The following is a 21,316-nucleotide window of genomic DNA, read 5'->3' on the forward strand; positions in this document are numbered from 1 at the left end:
CGTCACTAGTCCGCCCACGGTACGGCAACGGCCGGCATGCACCTGCGCACGATCCTTGCTAGTGAGAGCGAATCGATCTCACTAGCGCCCGAGCGCAACCACCATGCTCCACCCCCCTCGCCTCTATCTCTACCTGGATGCCGTGGCCCGCCACGGCTCGATCCGCAAAGCCGCCGAGCAACTCCACGTCGCCTCCACCGCGCTGAACCGGAAAATCCTGGAGGTGGAGCAACAGGTCGGCACCCCGCTGTTCGAGCGCCTGCCGCGCGGGGTGCGGCTGACCGCCGCCGGCGAAGTGCTGATCGCCACCGTGCGCCGCAGCCTGGCCGACCTGGACTCCGCCGCCGCGCAGATGGAGCAACTGCGCGGGCTCGTGCGCGGCATGGTGCGCATTGCGACGGTCGAGTCAGTCGCCACGGATTTCCTGCCCGGAGTCATCGGCCACTACCAGTCCACCCATCGTGGCGTCCAGTTTCGCGTGTCGGTGGGCAACACCGGCGACCTGCTGGCCGCGCTCAGGGAGGACGAGGCAGACCTGCTGCTGGCGCACGACCCGCCTCCCACCGCCTTCCTGCATGAACTGACAGTGTCCGCGCAACCCTTCTGCGCGATGATGCGCCCGGACCATCCGCTGGCTGGCCGGCGCTCGCTGCGGCTGTCCGACTGCCAGCCCTATCCGGTCGCGCTCGGGCCCGACAGCTTCGGCAGCCGGCGGCTGATCGAGGCCATCTGCGCGCGCAACCGGCTGTCGCTACGGGTCATGCTGGAGGCGACCACCGTGGAGATGCTGATGAGCTTTGCGCGCCAGACCGGCGCGATCTGCTTCCAGTTCCAGGCCGGCACGCTGCGCGAGGCGCGCCAGGGCACGCTGGTCGCCGTGCCGCTGTCCGACCCCGAACTGTGCGGCGGCCGGCTGGTGCTGGGTGCCCGCAAGGGCCGCAACCTGCCCCCGCCGGCGGCGGCTTTTGCCGAGCACCTGAAGGCAGCGCTGACGGGCCTGCACCAGCCGTTGGCCGAGGCGGCCTGAAGCGCGGCCTGACCGGCGCCGCGGCCCGCCACGCGCGCCGGCGAGTGCACACAATTTGCGTGCGCCATGAGAAGAAATAAGTGCTGGTTGCATGCAATCGAATTGCCGCAAACTGCATCCATCGCACATTCAATGCAGTCACGCCAGGCGCCACCGGCCCGGGCCGGACGCCTACGAAAGCAACCACAGCAACCACAGCAAGATGAGAATCCCGCAACAAGCATGAGCCAGCGCCGTTAGCCACCGGCGCATTCCCGCGCCAGCCATTTCCAGATCACACACTTTTCAAATAGCCGGGGCCTGTCCCCGCGGGGGCGTTGTCGTGCCCGGAGAATTCGACAGAGCCAGCAACGAAGGAGAACGGGGTCAACCATGGAGGTCTTTATGCAACACAAGTTCAAGCCGGTCATGAAACTGGCGGTCATGGCCGCAGCCTTGCTCTGCGGCCATGCGATGGCGCAATCCAGCGTCACGCTTTACGGGATGGTTGACGCCTACGTGGGCGCCACCAAGGCAGGCGGCGCGGACCGCGCCTGGGGCGTCAACAGCGGCGGCATGCAAACCTCGTACTGGGGCATCAAGGGTACAGAGGATCTCGGCACCGGCCTCAAGGCGATCTTCGACCTCAACGGCTTCCTGCGTCCGGACACCGGCAAGCAGGGCCGCTTCGACGGCGATGCGCTGTTCACCCGCAATGCTTACGTCGGCCTGCAGAGCGCCACGCTGGGCACGGTCAAGATGGGGCGCAATACCACGCCCTACTTCCTCTCGACCATCCTCTTCAACCCGCTGGTCGACTCCTATGTGTTCTCGCCTGCGATCTTCCATACGTACTTCTCGGCCAGCAACGGCCGCGTGTACGACCCGGGCATCATCGGCGACTCGGGCTGGAGCAACTCGCTGGTGTACTCCACGCCGAACTTCGGCGGCCTCACCGCCAATGCCATCTACGCCTTCGGCGAGCAGGCGGGTAGCGTCGGCAAGAACAAGTGGGGCGGCAACGTGCTCTACTTCAACGGCAACTTCGGCGCCACGGTGGCCTTCCAGCAGGTCAAGTTCAACAGCGTGCCGGGCGACGTGACCTCGCCCGCGGCACTGTCCGGGTTCGACAAGCAGAACGCCGTGCAGGTGGGCGTGAGCTACGACTTCAAGGTGGTCAAGCTGTTCGCACAGGGCCAGTACATCAAGAGCAGCGTCAACAACGCCACCGGCGACATCAAGCACACCAACGGCCAGGTCGGCGCCTCGGTGCTGTTGGGCAACGGCAACGTGCTGGTCTCGTACGCCTACGACAAGACCAGGAACGATGTCGCGGATTTCAAACGCAATACGGTTGGACTGGCTTACGACTACAACCTGTCCAAGCGCACCGATGTCTATGCTGCCTACTTCTACGACAAGCTGAGCGACCAGTCGCATGCCGACAGCTTTGGGGTGGGGGTGCGGCACCGGTTCTGATCCGGCGCACGGCACAATCGGCGCAAGCGGCACAAACATAACGGCCGGTCGTTGTTGACCGGCCGTTTCCATTCATATTGGCGAACACCACTCTGCGCTTGCCGGCCGCCATCCGCCATGCGTCTTTCCAGGCACGATCGCAGATGGCAGCGCACTATGCTATGGTCTGGCGTCCCACCCGTCATGGGCCGTAGCAAAGCATGAAGCCCCTTTCCCACGTCCACGCAACTGTTTCACAAGCCGCCAGCCAGCCTGACCTCGAAGCCCTGCTGGCGCGCGTGCGCGCCTGCCGCGCCTGCGAAGCGCACTTGCCGCTTGGCCCCCGCCCCGTAGTACAGGCCGCCACCCCGGCGCGCATCCTGATCGTCGGCCAGGCACCCGGCACGCGCGTGCATGCCAGCGGCATCCCCTGGGACGATCCCAGCGGCGACCGCCTGCGTGAGTGGATGGGAATTGACAAGGAAGTCTTCTACGATCCCGCGCGCATCGCCATCATCCCGATGGGCCTGTGCTATCCGGGCCGCGGCGCCAGCGGCGACCTGCCGCCGCGCAAGGAGTGCGCGCCGCTGTGGATGGACGCGTTGCTGGCATGCCTGCCGGATATTGAACTGACACTGCTGGTCGGGCAATACGCGCAGCGGCGGTTTCTTGGCGCCGCTGCGCGCGGCGGCGTGACACCGACGGTGGCGGGCTTTGCCGCGCATGGACCACGCTATCTGCCCTTGCCGCACCCGTCACCACGCAACCAGGGGTGGTTCAAGCGCAATGACTGGTTCGCCAGGGAGTTGCTGCCGGTACTGCGCCAGCAGGTTGCCGCCGTCCTGGCGCGTCGGCGCGACTAGCCAGGGTTCTCAGGCGCCGCCCGGATGCGCCGCAACCATCCGCAGCCATTGCCCGCTCATCACCGATTTCCGGGATGGGAGAGCCGAGGCGGCCTTCGGCTGCTCCGGAGCAAGCCAGCAAAGCGCTACGATTCCCCCGGCATGCGGAGAAAGGCGTCGAGCCAGGATCAGCGGTGTACAGGCACAATGCGACGGATGCCTAGGGAGCCTGGACCTGGACGGGCGCGCCCGGCTTGCCTGACACCTGCGGAGCCACTACCAGGTAACGACGCTTGTCTTCCGCCCTACTGGCATCCGGCGCGACAATCTGGCGGATCTGGCCGATGGAGTTCACGATCGCGGCGCCGGCGGGATTGGTCATGAAGGACGCAAGCACCTCCACGGGGCCGCTACCGTCGGATTTGTCAGAGAGCGCAAGAACATACGGCTGCTTGGGCTGCAGGCCCGTCACCGATGCCTGCAACACTTGCACCAGTCCCTGATCGAACAAGGCAACGCTGGTAGGCGCCGTGGCCGCACCCGATGCCTTGCCATCACCCAGCGGCATCAGTGCCAGACGGCTGGCCTGTCCCGCCACACCGAGCGGCTGCAGGTTCTGGGTCCCATCACCTTCCGGCACGGCATTTGGCACATAGGCAAGAGCCTGGGGGGCCTGCCCGATCGGCACGTTGGCGACAACCTTGTTTGCCAAGGTATCAATCACCGCCAGCGCGTCGTCGTTCTCGAGGCCAACGTACAGGCGCGTGCCGTCCCCGGACGGCCACAGACCGTGGGGCAGCTTGCCAACCGGGATGGTCGCGACTTGCGAGAAGTCGTCCGTGCGGAACACCTTCACCTGGTTCAGGCCGCCAACGGTCACGTAGGCGAACGAGCCCTTGGCATTGCCGGCGAAGTTGACGTGGTTGGTGATCGGGCCGGTCTCGAAACTCTTGATCGGCGCAAAGGGAGGACGTGCATCGAAGACCTGCACCCGCCCCACATCCTTGAGCGTGAACCAGACCTGCCTGCCATCGGGCGTGGCAGCAATATTCGGGCAGAACGGCGAGTCCTGCCTGATCTTGCCGACGATCTTGTGGTCCGCGACGGAAATCACGGCGGTTTCGGGATTGAACGACGAGCACACATATCCATACTTGCCATCCGGCGAGAAGATCTGCATGCCGGGACCAGCCGGCACTGTGATGCGGGTTTTCTCTTCGAACGTCCTGGCGTCGAGCACCGCCACGTAGTTCTCGCCGCGTACCGTCACCCAGACTTCCTTGCCATCCGGCGTGTAGAACGCCTCGTGCGGCGAGCGGCCCACATAGGTCGTGTGCTTGACCGCGTTTGTCTGTGTGTCGATGAACGACACTGAGTTCGAACCGATGGACACCACCGCGAGCGTCCGGTGATCCGGCGAGAAGCCCAAGCCGTGGACGAGCACCTGGCCGCGATATAGCGGGCTGAAGTTGCCTGGCGACGGATCGCCGAGCCGGATCACGCCCAGCAGCCTATTGTCGGCGGGGTCCGTCACGGAAACCGTATTCGAGAATTGCTCGGCCGCATACACGCGGTCGTGGTGGCTTACCGGGATATCCGGTGCGGAAAGCGCTGCAGGCACTTGTCCGGCCCATGCAGGCTGGCTGGCGGCGAGCGCCGTCATCGTCAGTAACGCGGCATAGTGAGATATGCGTTTCATCATGGCTTCCGTTATGGGTTGGCGGGGGTGGTCATGGGCATGTTGTGATGCGCGGCGCCGGGACTGGAACCAGTCTGCTGTGTCTGCTGTGTCTGCTGTGTCTGCTGTGTCTGCTGTGTAGAGACAGGGGACGACGGTGGCAATGGCAAGCCGACCGCCATCCGCATCGCGATGATTTCCTGTTGCTGCCCGACAATAATCTCCTGCGCCACGCGGCGCAGTTGCTCGTTCTGGCCATAGCGGAGATAGGCTTTCGCCATATCGATAGCGCCTTGATGATGTGGCGCCATCATCGCGACGAAGTCGCGGGCGATATCGCCACTCGGCTTGATCGCCATGTCGTCCATCATCTTTGTCATCGCCGCATCGTTCTCGGCGAGGAAGGCATCTTCTTCTGTGGTGGCAGGCGGCGCATCTGCGGCGAAGGCCGGACTGCCAAGGTACAGAAAAACTGCAGCGGCAGCCGCGGCCACCAGCGACAGGCGCCGGATGGAAGCAGGGATCGAAGACATGACGGGCTCTCCCGGTTGTTTGCCTGAGCAGGCGTTAACGGGGTGAACAGCGCGGCAGATTGTTTATTCCGCTAGTGCCGCATTATTTTTTTCGCGTACGAACGAGGGGGCTCTCGGGACGGCATGGAATACTCAGGGTCTCGCGGTGTTTGCACGCGTAGGCGCCTCGATTCCAGGAATACGGCTCCCGGCAACAATGCGGCGTCAGCCAGGCGACCAAGACCGCTGCCCGGCTGGTGCTGTGCTCGCTCATCCCGGGCGCCACCCTGACGCCGTGTCGCTGGCGGCCCGCAAAAAGTTGTCGTCAGATCACTCCGCACCCAGAGCCGCCAGAATTTCTCCGCGCAATGGAATAAACCGCGGGCTCGCGGTGTTCACCAGATCAGTCGAGACTTTCAGGAAGCCACGGTGCCAACCGATCCCCCGTTCCAGGAACCGCCGTCCGAAGTGGATATACAGGCGTATGCCGATAGTGTGCCGTTGCGCCGTGAGCGGAGCCGGCCTTGGCATAGACTCAGATGCATAAGCTTCCGACACTTCGATGCGTCCCTGCTCCCGCGGGAGCGCGTCCGGCAACCGGGCGGGGCGAGCCATGAGCGTACGCGATGAGTTGATGGAGCACGTTCCACGGCTGCGTCGGTATGCGAGAGCGCTGCTCAGCAACCGAGACCTGGCCGACGATCTTGTGCAGGACACGCTTGAGCGAGCGCTGGGCCGCACGGAACAGTTCCGCGCCGGGTCCGATCTACGCGCCTGGCTCTTCACCATCATGCATAACCTCTTTGCCAACCAGGTGCGAAAAGCGTCGTTCAGGGCCGTGCACGTGCCGGTTGACGATGAATGCATCGCAGAACTCGAGTTCGCCGCGCCGGTAGATCAGACGCGCTCGCTGGAGATGCGCGATCTCGACTATGCGTTGCAGCGCCTGCCCGCGGAGCAACGCGAAGTGGTGCTGCTTGTCGGGCTCGAAGAGATGAGCTATGCCGACGTGGCGCTCGAACTCGACGTTCCCATCGGTACGGTCATGTCGAGACTTTCTCGCGGCCGGGAAAGGCTGCGCGCATTGATGGCCGGTGCGCAACCTGCCCCGAAACTAAGGGTGGTCCGTTGATGAAAGAGCAACAAACCGCAATCAGCGAAGAAGACCTGCATGCGTACGTCGACGGGATGTTGCCCGAGGCACGCCGCACGCAGGTGGAACTCGCGCTCGAGCAGAATCCCGAACTTGCCGCGCGGGTCAAGGACTACTTCGCCATGAACCGCTTGCTTCACGGCCGCTACGACCCGGTGCTGGGCGAGCCGGTGCCGAAGCGTTTGCAGCCCCAGCCTCCCCGCGAGCATCGCTGGAGGTGGCGGGAAGCTGCCAACTGGCCCCAGTTGGCCGGCATGGCGGCGGCGCTCGTGCTCGGCATTGGCATTGGCGCGGGGTTCCAGACAGCCACGCGCGCCCCCGGGCTGCCGGCGGGCAAGCCGGATACCGTGGCCGTGAGCGCGGGAGATCCGGAACGGTTCGCCTACCAGGCGGCGCTCGCGCACGTGGTGTACATGCCCGACGTTGTGCGTCCCGCCAATCTGGGTGCCGATCGCGAGCAGGATTTCGTGCAATGGCTGGCAAACCGGCTCGGCACCAACGTGCATCCTCCCGTCCTGACCAGTCTTGGCTTCGAGCTGGTGGGAGGGCGTCTTCTTCCGGATGCCGACGGCGGCGTTGCCCAATTCATGTATCGCGATGCAAAAGGCGAACGCATCACTCTGTACATCTCGCACAGGAAGGTGACCACAAACAGGACAGCGTTCAAGCTTTATCGGGACGGTTCAGTGAATGTCTTCTACTGGATGGATGGGGATTTCGGCTACGCCGTCTCAGGCGGCATCGATCGCAAGATACTGTTGCAGCTCTCGCATGACGTATACGCGCAACTCACGCCTTCGAGCGCTGACTGAGCCTTGCCGGCACATTTCCCCTCCCAGGGCCATAAACAAAAGAAAATGCGCCACTCGGGCGCAGATTCCTTCATCAACAGTCTTGTACCGCGCGGCGGCCGGGCAGTGCCCGGCGCGCCGCCTTACTTCGTTACCGACGCGGTGACGGACTCCATGGCATCGCGCATGGGCTTGAGTGCCGTCTCGTAGGCCGCGACCCAACCCTGCGCACCGGCGCCAGGGAACGAACCGTTCGTGTTCGACATGAAATTCTGGCCAAGCGATGCCAGGGCTTCCTGGGTCTGCGCAGCGTAGGCGCTCATCTGGCGCTGGGCTACCTGGGCGAACTCGGTGCCGGTGGCAGTGATGATTTCGTTCATGTGCCCGGCGTAGGCGCTCAACTTCTGGCCAAACACATTGGTCAGTTCCGGCTTGAAGCCAGACACGCCGCCAACGGATTGCTGGCTGGCTTCACGCACGTAATCCGCGCCGTCCGCCAGGCTTGCCTTGACCGCCTGCATGTTCAGTTCGGTGATTTTTTCGGCGCCGCGGGCCAGGGGACCGACCAGCGCGACAAACAGGTCAAGGTTAGCTTGCTGGAAACCGAAGAACTGAGCTTGGGCCTGGGCTTGGGATTGTGAGGGTTGTGCCATGTAATAACTCCTGAGGATGATCCAACGCTTCCGAAGAGTTTTCCGTGGGCGGCATCACCTTTGCTGCATTGCAACAATTGGACATATCATAGGCTCATTGGCCCAGGAGTCAAGCGAATTCAAAAAGACGTTTCCAGCCGCGCGATATGCCACGCATACGTCCTACTCCGCCGCCGGACGGATACAGAGCAGCAGCCTGTGCCTGCCGTCATCGAGCGGCACGCGCACCGTGCCTTCGCCACTGCGAATCGCCAGCCCGTCGAGGACCGCATGTCCGCCGCCGGCACCGGGCGCGAGCGTCTCCACGCGGATTTCGTAGTGGCAGGCACCTAGGCTGATGGTGGCCTCAAACCCAGGCCACGCCGCCGGAATGCTCGGCTGGACGACCAGCCAGGCCCCTTCGCGGCGGATGCCCAGGATGCCCTCCACCCCGGCGCGATACATCCATCCCGCCGCGCCGGTGTACCAGGTCCATCCGCCGCGTCCGGTGTGGGGCGCGACGGAATAGACGTCGGCCGCGGCCACATAGGGCTCGACCTTGTAGCGCTCGACGCCAGCGGGCGTGCTTGCGTGGTGGATCGGGTTGAGCATGGAGAACAGTTCGACAGCTTCTGCGCCTTTGCCCAGCCTGGCGAAGGCGAGAACCGACCACATCGCGGCATGGCTGTACTGCCCGCCGTTCTCACGCACGCCGGGCGGATAGGCTGCGATGTAGCCGGGGTCGGGCGACGCGCCCTCGAATGGTGGCGAGAACAGCAGCGCCAACCCCTCATCGCGGCGCACCAGGTATTGCGCCATCGACGCCATGGCCGTCGCCGCGCGCGCGGGATCGCCCGCGCCCGACAGCACGGCCCACGACTGGGCAATGGCGTCGATCCGGCAAGCCGCGCTTGTCTTCGAGCCCAGCCAGGTGCCGTCATCGAAGGTGGCGCGGCGATACCAGCCGCCATCCCAGCCGTGGTGTTCCAGCGCCTCGCCCAGCGCTGCCGCGTGTGCGCGCCAGCGTGCGGCACGAGCGGCATCGCGTGTATCGGCCAGCGGCGCAAAGAGCGCGAGGGTGCGCACCAGCAACCAGCCAAGCCAGACGCTCTCGCCTTTGCCGCCGGCCCCGACCCGGTTCATGCCATCGTTCCAGTCGCCGCCGCCGATCAGCGGCAGCCCGTGCGCCCCGGTCAATGCAAGGCATCGCTCGATGCCTCGGGCGCAGTGCTCGAACAGCGAGGCCGGATCCTGCGAGGTCATCGGCTGGAAGAAAGCGTCATGTTCGTCGGCGGCAAGTACCGGCCCGTCGAGGAAAGGCACCAGCTCATCCAGCACCGCCGCATCGCCCGAGCAGGCAATGTAGGTCGCCGTGGCAAAAGCCAGCCAGACACAATCGTCGGAAATCCGGGTGCGCACGCCCTGCCCGGTATGCGCCAGCCACCAGTGCTGGACGTCGCCCTGGGCAAACTGCCTCGCCGCTGCCCGCAACAGATGCTGCCGCGTGGCCGCCGGCCTCGCAAAGGTGAGCGCCATGTTGTCCTGCAGCTGATCGCGAAAACCATAGGCACCGCTCGCCTGATAGAAGGCGGAGCGCGCCCAGATGCGGCAGGCAAGCGTCTGGTACAGCAGCCAGCCATTGAGCATGATGTCCATCGCGCGGTCCGGCGTCCTGACCTGGACCGCGCCGAGCAGGGTGTCCCAGTGCCCCGTCACGGCATCGAGCACCGCGTCAAGATCGGCGGCGCGATAGCGCAGCACCAGCGCCCTCGCCTCGGCGGCCGAGCCGCACTCCCCGAGCAAGGCCACCACTTCGAGCGTCTCGCCGGGAGCGAGCTCAACGCAGCACTGCAAAGCCGCGCAAGGATCGAAGCCCGCGCCCACCGCCCCGGACAACGGCGTAGGGCCGAGCAGCGCCGCAGGCGCTTCGGTGCCGCCGTTGTGGCCCAGGAACTCGGTGCGGTCGGCGGTCCAGGCCGTCTGCCTGCCGCCGAGATCGGCAAAGGCGACGCGGCCGGAGAAGGCGGTGCTCCAGGGATTGCGCGCCAGCAACGCATGGGTGGCCTCGTCGATCCCGGTCACGATGAACGGGCCCGAGGCACCGCGGGCGGTACCAAGCACCCACTCCACATAAGCGGTGACTGAAAGCCGGCGGCGCCCGGCGGACAGGTTGCTCAGGGTCAGGCGAGAGATCTTGACCGGGTCTTCGAGCGGCACGAACTGCAGCAGGTCAAGCGCAATGCCGTTGGCCTGGTGCGCAAAGCGGCTATAGCCATGCCCATGGCGGGCCGTGTAGGCGCCGCCATCGCGGATCGGCCGCGCGGTCGGGCTCCAGACCTCAAGGCTGTCTTCGTCGCGGACGTAGATCGCCTCGCCGGCCGGATCCAGCACCGGGTCGTTGGACCAGGGCGTGAGCTGGTTCTCGCGGCTGTTCTCCGCCCAGGTGTAGCCACTGCCCTGCGCCGAGGCCTGGAAGCCAAAGCCGGGGTTGGCGACCACATTGATCCACGGCGCGGGTGTCGTGGCCGCGCAGTCGAGCACGATGACATACTCGCGCCCGGCCTTGTCGAAGCCGCCAAGGCCGTTGAAGAACTCGAGGTCCGGCGCGGCTTGCGGCGGCACTGGCGACGAACGCGGGGCCTGGCGGCGCACGGGAGTTGCGCGCAGCGGCGCCTGCGGCAAGTGGGCGAGCTGCTCGGCGATGGCCCCCCGGCGTGCGGCCAGTACGACGCGGGCGACCGACAGGAGCAAGGCTCGCGCCTCGACGCGCATCAGGTCCGCGCGCAGCGTATAGACCGAGCCCTGCGCCAGTTCGTCGCCGAAGCGTGGCCGCGACTGGCTGCTGCGCACCGCCGTCTCGATGGCGATTTGCAGGTCCTGGATATAGGAAGAGGCGCGTTCATTGACGATGACCAGGTCGACGGCCAGCCGTTTCATGCGCCAGTACTCGTGCGCGCGCAGCAGTTGGCGAACCTGCGCCAGATCGTCGATCTCGTCGATGCGCAGCAGCACGATCGGCAGGTCGCCGGAGATGGCATGCGGCCAGAGCCCGGACTGCGGCCCCGCCCCCTGGGCAATCGCCTCCGACGGGACGCGGAAACGGGCGTCGGCATAGAGGATCGGCGCCGCCAGGCGCTGGAAATCCGCCGCCTCATCGGCCTTGACGTCGAGATGGCGCAACTGGACCTGGGCCTGTGTCCAGGCCAGGGTCTTGGCCCGCTCGAACGCGCTGCGGTCATGATGCTTGTCGATCTGGTCCAGCAGCGCGGCACGCGACGGCGCCACCAGCGTCCAGAAGGCAATCCGGGCAACTCCGCCCGGTGCGACACGCACGCGCTGCCGGAGCGAGAAGATCGCGTCGAGCACCGTGCCGGCGGTGTCCGAGAGGGGGTGGCCATCGCGGATACCATCCACGATCCTGCCGGCACGCCCCTGTCCGAGGAAATGCGCCCGGTCGGTCTCGTACTGGGGATCCGCAACCACCTCGCCTTCGACCACCGTGAAATGCGCGGCCCAGATCTCCGGCTCGGTGGGTGAGCGCGGACGGCGCGTGGCCACCAGCGCGCCGAACTCGGCCAGGTATTCGGTCTGGACAAACAGCTTGGAAAAGGCCGGATGCGCGACGTCGGCGGCCTGCACGGCCAGGACCAGTTCCGCATAGGAAGTCAACTCGATCTCGCGCGCACGGCGCCCGCTGTTTGCCAGCGAGACACGCCGGACTTCCCCGTCGTCCTCTCCCGAGACCAGGATGGAGAGCGTGGTGGTCAGACTGCCATCCCGCCGGATGAACTCCGCGTGGTCTTCCGCGAAGACCACTTCACTGCCCGGCCCGCTCTCGTCCGCGTCCCCGCCGGCGAATTGCGCGCCGGCCGGCCAGACGCTGCGGCTCTGCGTGTCGCGCAGGAAGATAAAGCTGCCAGCGTCATCTCGGGTTGCGTCCTCGCGCCAGCGCGTCACGGCAAGATCGCGCCAGCGGCTGTAGCCCGCGCCGGCCGCGGTCAGCATCACCGCGTAGCGCCCGTTCGACAGCAGATGCGTGACCGGCGCGCCAGCCGGCGCCCCCGAGAGCCTGCGCACCGTGGCATCCTCGTTGCCGGCTTCCACCGTGGAAGCCTTTACCTCTTCGGCGCGTGGATGCGCAATGGCGACATTGCGCGGCATGCGCTCCTGCAGCAGCAGCTCGGCGGCCTGGATCATCGGCTCGCGATGGAAGCGCTCCCGCATCTGCCCGCCGTGCAGGCTATTGGCGATGGCCACAATGGTCATGCCCTGGTGATGGGCCATGTAGCTGCGGATGATGGCGAACTCCTCGTCTTCCGGCAGCCGGGAGCGGGTGAAATCCAGGGCTTCATAGAAGCCGTAACGCCCTTTTGCCCCGATCTGCGCCAGACGGGCGTAGTTCTGCTGCGCGCCCTGTGGGTCCACCATGGTCGCGAGGCCGGTCGCATACGGAGCGATCACGACGTTGTCGGAAAGCCCGCGCTTCAGGCCCAGTCCCGGCACGCCGAAGTTGGAGTACTGGTACGTAAACTCCATGTCGCGGGCGTTGTACGCCGATTCGGACACGCCCCATGGCACGCCCAGCGAGCGGCCGTAGGCCTGCTGGCGTTCCACCACCAGCCGGTTGGTCTGCTCGAGCAGGCTGCCTGCCGGCGCGCGCATGATCAGCGAGGGCATCAGGTACTCGAACATGGACCCGGACCACGAAATCAACGCCGATCCATTGCCCAGCGGCGTGGCAGTCCGGCCAAGGCGGAACCAGTGGCGCGTGGACACATCGCCCTTGGCGATGGCAAACAGGCTGGCGAGCCGCGCTTCCGACGCCAGCAGGTCATAGCAACTGACGTCGAGGCGGTTGGCGTCCTGCGAATACCCGATCGACAGCAGCTTGCGCTCCTCGTCGATGAGAAACGCGAAGTCCATCCCCAGCGCCATCTCGCGCGCCAGCCCGGCCAGCGCGTTCAGGCGCGTGCGGAGCAAGTCCGGCGATTCGATACGCTGAACCCGGTCTTGTTCATGTTCGGCCACGGTCTTGCGCAGGGCTTCCACCCAGAACGCCAGGTCCCCGAGGCTGTCATCGCCTGTCGCGGGCAGCATGTCGTGGGCGATGCCCGCGCATTTCTCGGTCAGCCGCTTGAGCGCGGGCATCAGCATGGCCATTGCCTGCGTGCCATCGAGCTGGGTTTCGACCTGTTCAAGCAGTTCACTGAGTTTGCCGGCGCGCTCGCTGCCGGCAATGGCCAGTCCGGCTATGGCCTCGCGCGCCAGTCTGACGGTGTCCATCATGCCAGGCCGGAACTCCGGCGCCGCCGCGCCATCGGACCATTCTTCGCAGGCGTTGGCCAGCGCGATCAGGTGGCCGGCCAGGTTGCCGCTGTCCACCGATGAGACATAGGCAGGCGTCAGCGCGCGCAGATCCTGCGTTCCGTACCAGTTGTAGAAGTGGCCATGGGAACGCGGCAGCTTGCGCATAGCGGTGAACGCCGCTTCCAGCCGCTCGACCGTCGCCGCCGTTCCGCTCCAGCCAAAGTCGCGCGCGGCAATGGTGGAAAGCAGGTACAGGCCGATATTGGTGGGAGAGGTCCGGTGCGCGATGACCGGTCTTGGCTGCTCCTGGAAATTGTCGGGCGGAAGCATGTTGTCCGCCGGCGTCACCATGGTCTCGAAGTAGCGCCAGGTGCGGCGCGCGGTCAGGCGCAGCTCGCGCGCGTCGGCGTCCGACACTATCATCCGCCTGCCAACCTTCGGCGCCCGGCTTGCCCACAGCGCAAGCACGGGCGCCGTCAGCCAGAGCAGTCCCATGGGCAGCGCAAGCGGCCAGGAAGCAGGGGCGAAGGCAAGCGTGCCGGCCAGCGCCGCCAGCGTCAGCGATACCCCACCCGCCATCTGCCGGTAAGAGCCGCCCAGGTCGAGCCGTGGACTGGTCATCGACTGGGCGGCCGTGGTCCATTCCAGCAGGTGGCGGCGCGTGAAGCGCAGCCGCGCCGCCGTCCTGGCGACGGCATCGGCCATCCGCCAGGCCACGTCGGGCAGGAACGCGAGCGTCAGCAGGACCTGCGTGGCAGCGCCGCGCAGATCGCTGGCCAGCATCCCGACGTGATTGCGCAGACGGATGCCGGCGCGGTGGGGAATCACGGAGAACATACCGGGAAAGAAGACTGGGATGACCATGGCCGCAAGCAAGAGCAGCGTGCCGCGCGAGGCGGCGCCCGGCGGCAGCAGCCAGCACGCGGCAAAGCCCAGCAGCAGCGAAGGCGCTAGCAGCGAGCGCCTCAGGTTGTCCAGCATCTTCCAGCGGCCCAGCATCGGTACCGCAGCGCTGCCCGTACGGCCCCGGAAAATCCAGTCGACAAGTTGCCAGTCGCCGCGCGTCCAGCGATGCTGGCGCTTGGCCGCGACGTCATAGCGCGCTGGGTAATCCTCGATGACTTCGATATCCGAGGCCAGGCCGGCCCGGGCGAACGTGCCTTCGAAGAGATCATGGCTGAGCACCGCATTCTCGGGAACGCGGCCGCGCAGCGCGGCCTCGAAGGCGTCGACGTCATAGATGCCCTTGCCGGTGTACGAACCTTCTCCGAAGATGTCCTGGTAGACGTCCGATGCGGCTGCCGCGTAAGGATCGATGCCGCCCGGCGCCGAGAATATGCGCTGGTACAGCGAACCTTCGCTGCCAACCGGCAGCGAAGGCGTGACGCGCGGCTGCAGGATGGCGTAGCCGCCGGTGACGCGCTGCAACTGTTCGTCGAACCGTGGCCGGTTCAGCGGGTGGGCCATCTTGCCGATCAGCCGCAGCGCCGCGTCGCGCGGCAGGCGCGTGTCGGCGTCGAGCGTGATCACGTAGCGCACGCCGGGCGGTACCTGGGGCGGCAGGCCGTCGAGAGGGACAAAGCTCGTGTCCGTGGCGCCGCGCAGCAGCCGGTTGAGTTCATGGAGCTTGCCGCGCTTGCGCTCCCAGCCCATCCACACGCCTTCGCCCGCGTTGAAGACGCGGCGCCGGTGTAGCAGCAGGAAGCGATCGCCGGCGGGGCCCGGCCAGTAGCGGCGATTCAGCTCGCCGATCGCCTCGACGGCTACGGCCAGCAGCGCGGCGTCGCCCGGCATGGTCTCCTGGGCGGCATCGGTCCCATCGGTCAGCAGCGCAAAGGTCAGGTCGCCGCCGGCGCCGGCGAGGTGATGGACTTCAAGACGCTCGATCTGCTCGCGCAGGCTGGCTTCGCTCGACAACAGCGTGGGGACGGCCACCATCGTACGCAGCGAACTTGGCACGCCTTCGGTCAGTTCAAGTCCGGGCAGGATGGATGCGCCAAAGGTCCAGCCGATCCCGCGATTGACCAGTGCCGTCGCCACCTCGCTCGCCGGCACAAGGCCTAGCAGGCCCACCAGCGCAAGCCAGCCGCCGGAGAGCGCGGGAAGCGCGGCCGCGGCGAGCAACCAGAGCGAAGCGGCGAGCAAGCCGACGGTGACGAGCAGGATCGCGCCGGCATAGCCGCCGATCCCAAGCGCGATATTGATGCGGCTAAACCGCAGCCGCGCCGGGGGACGGAAGCCGATCAATGCCTCAAAGGCACGCCTGCCCTCGGCGATCAGGTGATATCCCGGATCCCCGATGCGCTCCGCTTGTGCCGCATCTGCGCTACCGGCGGACGCGGCGCGCGCGGTGGCCAGCGCAAGATCGGCGATCTCGAGTTCCGAAGCCGGCGAGCCCCGGGCGAGTTGCTCGATGGCGCTGCGGTACAGATTACGGGTGGCGAAATCCATCGCGGCATAACCGCTGCCCGCGCGCAACCGCTCGTCGACCAGGCTCACGCTCTCGAACAGTTCTGCCCAGTCGATGTCGGAAATCAAGCGCATACTGGTGATGACATTGCGCACGGTGACGTTCGATGCGCCCTGGCGCTGCTGGGCGTGCCGCACCACGTCGTCGATCGATGCGCCCTGCAGCCCGAGCCGCTCCTCCAGCCAGCCGAGCGTCGGCGTGGTACGCGGGTCCTGGTCCCTGAGCCGCTTCGCCAGTTGCGCGGCGAACAGCTCCGACAAGGGCGCCACCGCGCGCGAGGCGATATCCATATCGAGCGCGGAGCGGGCGCAGCCCGATTTGAGAAGCCGCTTCGACAGGGCGTCCGCGTCCGCGCGTGCGATGCGCCCTGCCGTGATCTGCTCCGCCAGCCGCCGCAGGTTTTCGATCAGGACAATGCGCAGCGTGATGGCCACCGCCCACAGCTCACCGATGGTCAGGGGCTGCACACGCTGGTAGGCGGCAATGAACCGCCGCAGGGTGCCAGGATCGACATGGCTGTCGGTATGTGCGACGAAGGCCCAGGCAAGGCCGAAGACGCGCGGATAGCCGGCGAATGGCCCCTCGCCAAGCTTGGGCAACTGGCGATAGTAACCAGGGGGCAGGTCGTCGCGTATCTCGCGGATCTGCGCCTCCACCAGGTGATAGTTGTCAAGCAGCCATTCGGCGGCGGGCACAACCGCCCTGCCGCTTTCCAGCTCCGCCGCGCTGGCCCGGTAGGCTGCCAGCAAGACCTCGGCATTGTCATTGAGGCGGCTGCGCAGGGACCGGACACGCGGCGGCTTCGCCGTGACGGGCTGGGCGGCGGCAAGGCTTTGCGCATGCTGCTCCAGCCGCTCGATGCCGAACAGTTCCTCCCGTACGGGTGCCTTGTCGTCCCACGGCGAAGGCGTGCGGGAATACTCGAACGTACGGCCTAGAGCTGAATACATGCGCGCCTTGGTTGTCGACGTGTCGACGTGGATCGGGAGACGGGCTCGCCTCCTTGAAAAACGGCTGGCCGGCAAGCTCTGCGCCTGCCGGCCATCACGCGATCGCTTCGCGGACTGTTGCGCTCAGGAGAACGTTATCGCTTACGTTATCGCCTATAAGCGGCCCAGAAGTAACAACACCACCACCACAAGCAACAGCACGCCTAGCACGCCGCTGGGCATATAGCCCCAGGAACGGCTGTGCGGCCAGGTCGGCATGGCGCCGAGCAAAACAACCACAAGCACGACCAGCAATACGGTTCCTAACATGGAACGCTCCTTTCCCGACTCCGCGTTTCGGCCAGGCCGCCACGCCTATCTCGCCAGGGGGCCGGAATCTTCGAGCCCGATGCAAAGGTAGATGCGCCACTTCGCGTCACTTGGCATGGACCTGACCGCTGACGTCACCTTGCCATTGATTGGGTACGTTGTCGGTACGATGACGGACATTGCTGGCCGTGCGCGGCCACGCCGCACAACGGATCCGCTGCGGATTCGTTGCGGCAAGAGACGCCGCGACAGGCGCCGCGATGAGAATGGCATGACAACCATCGGCAACCCGGGACCCCGGGTGACGGCAGCATGCTTCGGGGAAGCACTGGAACCGAGGACAAGGCCACTGGCGGAAAGAAAGGAGTGTGGCGCGAATGAAGACCCGGTCCTGAGACAGCCTGGCGCGCACATTTGGCGCGCCGCTGTCTTTCATCTTCGCATACTCTGCCCCTGTTGCCCGCCCTATTTTTTTTGCGGGAACGTTTCCTGATGCCGGCGGCGCGGGCGCGGGGCTTTGGCGCCGCCTGGCGAGTGCCGGTTCGGGCCAGGTCCGGCCGCCGCGCTTAGCGCGCCATCAGTTTCGCGGCAATGCCAGCCACATGCCTTCCCTGGTAACGCGCGATCGCCAGTTCGTTCTCGCTGGGCTGGCGCGAGCCATCGGCCGCGGTCAGGGTAGACGCGCCATAAGGCGTGCCGCCGGTGATCTGGCTCATGTCGAGCAGGCGGGCCTCGGTGTACGGAACGCCCACGATCACCATCCCCTGGTGCAACAGCGTGGTGTGGAAGCTGGTGATGGTGGTTTCCTGCCCGCCATGCTGGGTCGCCGTGCTGGTAAAGACACTCCCCACTTTGCCGACCAGCCCGCCGCTCATCCACAGCCCGCCGGTCTGGTCGAGAAAATTGCGCATCTGCGCGCACATATTGCCAAAGCGCGTGGGCGTGCCGAACAAGATGGCGTCGGCGTCGGCCAGTTTTTCCGGCACGGCCATCGGCACATGGGAGAATGCCGCGCGGGCGGCCTTGGCGCCACTCTTTTCCAGCACGGCGTCAGGCACCAGTTCCGGCACTTGCAACAGCGCCACCTCGGCGCCGTCAACTTCGCGCGCGCCTGCCGCCACGGCTTCGGCCATCTTGTAGACGTGTCCGTACATGCTGTAGAAGACCACCTGAATCTTGCAGGTCATGACAATGCTCCTGAATGAGGGAAGGAGCAGGCGTCCGGAGGACGTCCGCGATAAAACTGGCCAGCACCGATCATCGCCGGCGCGGGGCGCGCACATACGGCATGCGTGCCGCCCATCTGCTTGAGTCTAGGCGACGACAGCGCGCCGCGCGACGGCGCCGCCCTTCCCTTCGCACCCGCGCCGCCTACAATGAAATACCCTGGGATGTCCCCGTGCCGCGCGGCACGGGTCTGCCGGGCCTGCGTCAACGAGGGAGATTCGCGATGACAACCGCGTGTCCGCATCTTGCGCTGAGCCACCCTGTCACGCCAAGCGCAAGCGGCTGCGAGGAATGCCTGCGCAGCGGCGACGAATGGGTGCACTTGCGCCTGTGCCTGTGCTGCGGCCACGTCGGCTGCTGCGACGATTCTCCCAACCGGCATGCCACCCGGCATTTCCTCGCCACCGAGCATCCGGTGATCCAGTCGTTCGAGCCGGGCGAATCCTGGCGATGGTGCTATATCGACAAGCTGTTCATCCCTTGAAGAGCGTCGGCTAACGCGCGGCAACGCCGCTGAAGTCGACGAAGGCGATGAAGGCGCCGCCGCATGCCAGTCCAGACACGCCAATTCCGGAAGGAGAATGCCATGCTGTCGACTCCCGTTAACCAGACCGATCACGTACTGGGGCGCGCAGCGGCCCACGTCACCGTGGTCGAGTACGGCGACTTCGAATGCCAGTATTGCCACCTGGCCTATGGCGGCGTGAAGATCCTGCTCAGCCGTTACCACGACCGCGTGCGCTTTGTGTACCGCCATTTCCCGCTGACCGCCTGGCACCAGCTGGCCGAGGGCGCCGCCGAAGCGGCCGAGGCGGCCGGGGCCCAGCACAAGTTCTGGCCGATGCACCAGCAAATGTTCGAGCAGCATCACGGACTCAAGCCCGCGGCCTTGCGGCAGTACGCCGCCGCGCTGGAACTGGATCTTGAGCGCTTTGACTACGACATGAAGTCCCACTCCTACCTCCAGCGTGTGCGCGAGCACCAGCAGAGCGGGATCGCCAGCCATGTGCGCGGCACGCCGGCCTTCTTCGTCAACGGGGTGATACAGGATGTGACCTTCGGCATCGAGCATCTCGACCACGCCATCGCCGCAGCGCTGCACCGCTGAGGGGCTGGCTAGCCGCCGGCGGGCGTTGCCGCCTCCGCGGCGCTATAGACGTGCCGCGTGGCCAGCAGCGATGCAAGATCGGCATCGCCGGCAATCACTGCTTTCAGGATCTGCGCGTGCTCGTCCCAGTTCTGCTGGGCGCGCAGGTGGTGAGCCGGCGCGAATACCAGCCCGGTGCGCTCGCGCAGCGAGCGCATCATGTCTTGCAGCACGCTGTTGGCGGCGATGGTGCCCAGCACTTCATGAAAACGGAAGTTGAGCGCGAGCAGGCGCTCGGCCTCGTCCTCGCGGGCAGCCGCGCTACCCTGGTGCAGGACCTCCTGCAACTCGGCGACCAGCCGCGGGTCGCGCCGCTGCGCGGCCAGCCTGGCATTGAGGCCCTCCAGGGTGGCGCGCACTTCGACCATTTCCCTGGCGACATGCTCCGACAGGCACGCCACCGAGGCGCCGCGGCGTGGCTCGATGCTGACCAGCCCTTCGGCCGCCAGCGCGCGCAGCGCCTCGCGCACCGGCACGCGCGACACGCCCAGCTCGGCCGACAGTGTGTGCTCCACCAGCCGGTCGCCCTGGCGGTAGACGCCGCCGACGATGCGCTGGCGCAGCGTATCGGTCACCAGCGCGAACAGCGGCGAATGGCGCGCGCCGAGGTTATTGCCGGGAGGCGCCGGATCGGCGCCCGGTGGAACACTGCCGGGTTGGTCGGACATGTTCGTCATATGGCCGCGCGGCATGGCGAGCGCCTGGCCCGCCACGTGCGCATGGGTTCAGCTGCGTTGGAAGGTGAAGCTGTCCGCGTAGATATGCGCGCCGCTGGCACCGAGCGCGAGGAAGGTCTCGCGCGCGTCGCGGATCATGTCCGGCGAGCCGCACAGGTAGATCGCATGTTCGGACAGGTCCGGCAGGTCGGCGGCGACGGCGTGCTGCACATGGCCGCGCCGGCCGTTCCATGCATCGTCCGCGCGCGACAGCACTGGTACGTACTGGAAATCGTAGAGTCGCGCGCCCCACGCCTGGATCTGCTCGTGCATGTAGAGATCCGCCGCGGTGCGCATGCCCCAGTACAGCGAGACCGGCGGGCAGTCCGGATCGTCCATCAGCGATTCAAGGATGCTCTTGATCGGGGCGAGGCCGGTGCCGGTGGCCACCATCACCAGCGGACGATAGTCGTCCTTGCGGAAATAGAAGCCGCCCAGTGGCAGTTCCACGTCGAGCCGGTCGTCCGAGCGCAAGCTGGCCAGCAGGCGTTCGGTAAAGTAGCCGCCGGGAATGCGGCGCACGTGCAGGTCCACCGTGCGGTCTCTCGGCACCGACGCCATCGAGAAGCTGCGCGCGATGCCGTCGCCGGTGAAGATCTTCAGGTACTGGCCGGGGCGGTAGTCGAGCGTTTCCGCCTGCGGCAGTTCCAGCGTCAGGTGCACCACGTCGGCGCTGAGCGGCGCGATATTGCGGATCACGGCGGTATGCCGCGCGGGCTCGGCGCATGGCTCGCCTGGCCGCGCGGTGCTGATCACCAGGTCGCTGGTGGGCCGGGCCTGGCATGCCAGCGCAAAGCCTTCGGCCTCTTCTTCCGGGGTCAGGCCCATGGGGTATTCCTCATAGGCCACCGCGCCTTCAACCAGCCTGACTCGGCACGTGGCGCAGCCGCCGAAGCGGCAGTCGTGCGCCATCTGCACGTTGGCGCGCAGGGCACCGTCCAGGACCGTTTCGCCGGCGGCGGCTTCGAATGATTGTTGGGATTCGAGGAGATGGATGCGGTAGGACATGGCTGATTCGGAATGCGTGAGGATTTGGGCTTTGAAACCTGAAACCTGAAACCTGAAACCTAAAACCTAAAACCTAAGACCTAAAGTCAAAGGCGGTTTCACCCCCCTGC

General features: G+C 66.2%; 15 protein-coding genes. 7 read left to right on the forward strand and 8 right to left on the reverse strand.

Features of this window, described 5'->3' with window-relative positions; all coding sequences use genetic code 11:
* The first annotated feature begins 103 nt into the window (after nucleotides 1–103).
* The 3 genes from CF70_RS02670 (at nucleotide 104) to CF70_RS02680 (ending at nucleotide 3,327) form a co-directional block, all read left to right on the forward strand.
* A complete protein-coding gene (locus tag CF70_RS02670; RefSeq protein ID WP_035859931.1) occupies nucleotides 104–1,027 on the forward strand; it encodes a LysR family transcriptional regulator in 924 nt (307 codons plus the stop codon).
* Between the two features lie 384 nt (nucleotides 1,028–1,411).
* Nucleotides 1,412–2,485 carry a porin gene (locus CF70_RS02675; RefSeq protein ID WP_035860007.1) on the forward strand — a complete coding sequence of 358 codons (1,074 nt, stop codon included), beginning with the start codon at nucleotides 1,412–1,414 and terminating at the stop codon, nucleotides 2,483–2,485.
* 200 nt (nucleotides 2,486–2,685) lie between these two features.
* Entirely contained in the window at nucleotides 2,686–3,327 is a 642-nt protein-coding gene (locus CF70_RS02680; protein WP_051647998.1) for a uracil-DNA glycosylase family protein, read from the forward strand.
* A 199-nt stretch (nucleotides 3,328–3,526) separates the two neighbouring features.
* Here CF70_RS02680 and CF70_RS02685 read toward each other — a convergent pair whose 3' ends face one another.
* On the reverse strand, nucleotides 3,527–5,005 hold the full coding sequence (locus CF70_RS02685) for a YncE family protein (RefSeq protein ID WP_035859933.1): 1,479 nt from the start codon (nucleotides 5,003–5,005) through the stop codon (nucleotides 3,527–3,529).
* Between the two features lie 11 nt (nucleotides 5,006–5,016).
* Entirely contained in the window at nucleotides 5,017–5,517 is a 501-nt protein-coding gene (locus CF70_RS02690) for a DUF305 domain-containing protein (protein WP_081861998.1), read from the reverse strand.
* A gap of 592 nt (nucleotides 5,518–6,109) precedes the next feature.
* Between CF70_RS02690 and CF70_RS02700 the strand changes: the two genes are divergently transcribed.
* Nucleotides 6,110–6,628 carry an RNA polymerase sigma factor gene (locus CF70_RS02700; RefSeq protein WP_035859938.1) on the forward strand — a complete coding sequence of 173 codons (519 nt, stop codon included), beginning with the start codon at nucleotides 6,110–6,112 and terminating at the stop codon, nucleotides 6,626–6,628.
* The gene (locus tag CF70_RS02705) at nucleotides 6,628–7,461 is read left to right on the forward strand and encodes an anti-sigma factor family protein (RefSeq protein ID WP_035859941.1); all 834 of its coding nucleotides are present in this window, start codon (nucleotides 6,628–6,630) and stop codon (nucleotides 7,459–7,461) included. The genes CF70_RS02700 and CF70_RS02705 overlap by 1 nt, the downstream gene beginning before the upstream one ends.
* Before the next feature lie 122 nt (nucleotides 7,462–7,583).
* Here the strand turns inward: CF70_RS02705 and CF70_RS02710 are convergent, their stop codons facing one another.
* The 4 genes from CF70_RS02710 to wrbA all read right to left on the reverse strand — a co-directional run bounded on the left by CF70_RS02710 (nucleotide 7,584) and on the right by wrbA (nucleotide 18,295).
* Nucleotides 7,584–8,093: a phasin family protein gene (locus CF70_RS02710; RefSeq protein ID WP_035859944.1), complete on the reverse strand. Its 510-nt coding sequence runs from the start codon at nucleotides 8,091–8,093 to the stop codon at nucleotides 7,584–7,586.
* 162 nt (nucleotides 8,094–8,255) lie between these two features.
* Nucleotides 8,256–16,799 (reverse strand): GH36-type glycosyl hydrolase domain-containing protein, encoded by an 8,544-nt coding sequence (locus tag CF70_RS02715; RefSeq protein WP_035859947.1) that lies wholly within the window; start codon nucleotides 16,797–16,799, stop codon nucleotides 8,256–8,258.
* 153 nt (nucleotides 16,800–16,952) lie between these two features.
* Nucleotides 16,953–17,108, reverse strand: coding sequence for a DUF3309 family protein (locus CF70_RS34410; protein WP_035859949.1), 156 nt, complete (start codon nucleotides 17,106–17,108; stop codon nucleotides 16,953–16,955).
* 566 nt (nucleotides 17,109–17,674) lie between these two features.
* Nucleotides 17,675–18,295: an NAD(P)H:quinone oxidoreductase gene (wrbA, locus tag CF70_RS02725; protein ID WP_035859951.1), complete on the reverse strand. Its 621-nt coding sequence runs from the start codon at nucleotides 18,293–18,295 to the stop codon at nucleotides 17,675–17,677.
* 263 nt (nucleotides 18,296–18,558) lie between these two features.
* On the opposite strand from wrbA, the gene CF70_RS02730 reads away from it, so the two are divergent.
* The gene (locus CF70_RS02730; RefSeq protein WP_035859954.1) at nucleotides 18,559–18,819 is read left to right on the forward strand and encodes a UBP-type zinc finger domain-containing protein; all 261 of its coding nucleotides are present in this window, start codon (nucleotides 18,559–18,561) and stop codon (nucleotides 18,817–18,819) included.
* A gap of 102 nt (nucleotides 18,820–18,921) precedes the next feature.
* A complete protein-coding gene (locus tag CF70_RS02735) occupies nucleotides 18,922–19,443 on the forward strand; it encodes a DsbA family protein (protein WP_035859956.1) in 522 nt (173 codons plus the stop codon).
* A gap of 8 nt (nucleotides 19,444–19,451) precedes the next feature.
* Here the strand turns inward: CF70_RS02735 and CF70_RS02740 are convergent, their stop codons facing one another.
* Both CF70_RS02740 and CF70_RS02745 read right to left on the reverse strand, forming a co-directional pair.
* Nucleotides 19,452–20,150, reverse strand: a complete 699-nt coding sequence (locus tag CF70_RS02740) for a GntR family transcriptional regulator (protein WP_035860014.1) — start codon at nucleotides 20,148–20,150, stop codon at nucleotides 19,452–19,454.
* A 57-nt stretch (nucleotides 20,151–20,207) separates the two neighbouring features.
* Entirely contained in the window at nucleotides 20,208–21,206 is a 999-nt protein-coding gene (locus CF70_RS02745; protein ID WP_035859958.1) for a 2Fe-2S iron-sulfur cluster-binding protein, read from the reverse strand.
* Nucleotides 21,207–21,316: the final 110 nt, after the last annotated feature.

Source organism: Cupriavidus sp. SK-3 (assembly GCF_000611145.1).
GTDB lineage: Bacteria > Pseudomonadota > Gammaproteobacteria > Burkholderiales > Burkholderiaceae > Cupriavidus.